Raw genomic sequence first — 2329 nt, 5'->3', positions numbered from 1 at the left:
CGCGCGTGCCCCTCCAGGTCCCCTGCCCGGCGGCAGGCGGCCGCGGCGGCGCGCCAGTCGCGCAGCGCCTCGGCCCAGCGGCCCGCGTAGCCGCGGACGGTGCCCAAACGGGCGTACAGCCGGGCCTCGGCGGCCAGGTCGCGGCGGCTCAGCCGCAGTTCCAGGGCGCGGCCGTACCAGTCGGCGGCGCGGCTCCAGTCCTCCAGCTCCTGGTACGTCGCACCGATGGATTCCAGGGCCCGCCCGGTCGTATACGGATCGCCCGCCGCGCGGGCCGCCTCCAGCGCGCCCTTGTAGCGGGCGAGCGCGGCGTCGATCCGGCCCGCGCCCGCGTCCAGATCGCCCAGGTTCAGCAGCGCCGCCGCCCGCTCCACCGGCAGGTCGCGGCGCCGGGCCACGTCCAGCACCAGCTGGTGGAGCCCGTACAGTTCGGGCGCCGCGCCCTCGGCGCCCCGGTGCGCGGTCAGCGCGTGGGTCAGCGCGGCCACCAGCCGCCGGGCCAGGGTGTCGACCTCACCGGCCTCGACGGCCACCCGGGCGGCCTCCACCAGCACGGGCATGCGGCTCTCCAGCCACTCCCCCGCCGCCTCCTTCGACGGAAACCGCAGCGACGTCGGCAGCGCCGCCAGCTTCTTGCGCGCCGGGGAGCCCGCCGGTTCGGCGGCCAGGCGGCAGGCGTGCAGCTGCCGTACGGTGCGCTCCAGCATCCGCGCCCGGGCCAGCTCCACCTCCGCCGGGCGCTCCGTCGCCTCCAGCAGCGCGCGCAGCAGCGGGTCGAGGCAGCCGGGCAGCTCGTACCGGCCCTTCTCGCGCGGCCGCAGCATCCCGTACCCGGCGAAGCCCTCCAGCGCCGCCCGGCCGTCCGCCACCGAGCATCCGGCCAGCGCGGACGCGGTGTGCGCGTCGGCCGACCCGGCGGGCGCCAGCGCCAGCAGCCGCAGCATCCGGGCGGCGGCCGGGGGCAGCGAGCCGTACGCCAGCCGGAAGGCGCGGGCCAGCGGGCGGGCCCCGAGGTCCACGTCCCCGTCGGTCGGCGGCAGTTCGCGCAGCCGCTCGATGACGTCGGACACCGACGCCTCGGGCCGGGCGGCGAGCCAGCCGCCGACGAGCACGAGCGCCGCGGGCTGACCCGCGCACTCCTCGACCAGGGTCTGCGCCGCCACCGGGTCGCAGGTGATCCGGGTCGGCCCGGTGTACTGCGCCAGCAGCCCCACCGCCGCGCTCACGTCCAGCCCGCCGACGGTGCACGGACGGACGTCCGGGACGCCGGTCAGCGGGCCCCGCGAGACCGCGACCACCAGGCAGTCGGGCTCGTCCGGCAGCAGCGCGTCCACCTGCTCGGCTCCCGCCACGTCGTCGAGCAGCAGCAGGATCCGCTTGCCGTCGAGGGCGCCGCGGAGCATCTCGCCCAGCTCGTCCTCGTCCGCGCCGGGCGGGGCGGTCACGCCCAGCCTGACCAGCAGGTCACGGGCGGTGCGCTCGGTGGGGACGGGGTCGCCGGAGGACGTCATCAGCCGGGCCTGGAGCACCCCGTCGGGGTAGTCGTCCGCCAGCCGCCTGGCCAGCTCCTCGGCCAGTGCGGTACGGCCCCAGCCGGGTCGCCCCGCGATGAGCAGCACCCGGCTGCGGGCGGCCTTGCGGCCCGCGATCGTGTCGAGCCCGGCGCGGTCGATGTCGGCCCGCAGCGCGAGCAGCTCCCGGCGGCGGCCCGCGAACCCCCGGCCCACGGTGGCGGCGGCCGCGAACAGCACCGCGCGCGTCGCGCCGCTCCACACCCCGCCGTCGGCTGCGCCGCGTGCCGGAGGCACTCCGTCCGCATCCCCGTCCGCGGGTTCGCCCAGGGGCTCCCCGTCGGTGTCGACCGCCTGCTCCGCCACGGGCCCCACTCCCGTCCACCTGCGCATACGAGCCCGCCGCGGCTGCGGTCAGGGTTCATACGAGCGTAGTTCACTCCACGTCAGGTCCCGGGCACTCCGGGCCGGTGGCGCGGACCGAAAATCACCCCATCGGATGGTGCGACGGGTAGCACGGCCCGGTCTGTCCCCCACCCCGCCCCTCCNTCCCCGACCCCAGGGGCTCCGCCCCTGGACCCCGCCACCGACGGGTCGCCCGAAGCGGAACCGACAAGCGGCACACCCCGGCGGTTACGGGGCGGGAGCGCGCCCCGACAGGGGCGAGACGCACGGCCCGGGACCCAGGCCCGACGGGAACGGGGCGGAAGCGCACGCCTGAACCAGGGCAAGACGCACGGCGCGGGCCGCGGGCCCGGCAGGGACAGGGCGGGAGCGCGCGCCCGCACAGGCGCGCGACGCACGGCCCGGGACGCGAG

1 protein-coding gene is annotated in these 2329 nt (G+C 78.3%); it reads right to left on the bottom strand.

Features of this window, described 5'->3' with window-relative positions:
• Window positions 1-1877, bottom strand: a 1877-nt coding sequence (locus EEJ42_RS05920) for a tetratricopeptide repeat protein (protein WP_425472851.1), incomplete at its 3' end; no start/stop codon positions are given.
• Window positions 1878-2329: the final 452 nt, after the last annotated feature.

Origin of the sequence: Streptomyces botrytidirepellens, from assembly GCF_003721215.1 — a bacterium.
Classification (GTDB): domain Bacteria; phylum Actinomycetota; class Actinomycetes; order Streptomycetales; family Streptomycetaceae; genus Streptomyces; species Streptomyces himastatinicus.
The sequence above is the reverse complement of the archived record's forward strand: the minus strand, read 5'-3'. Positions and strand labels throughout refer to the sequence as shown.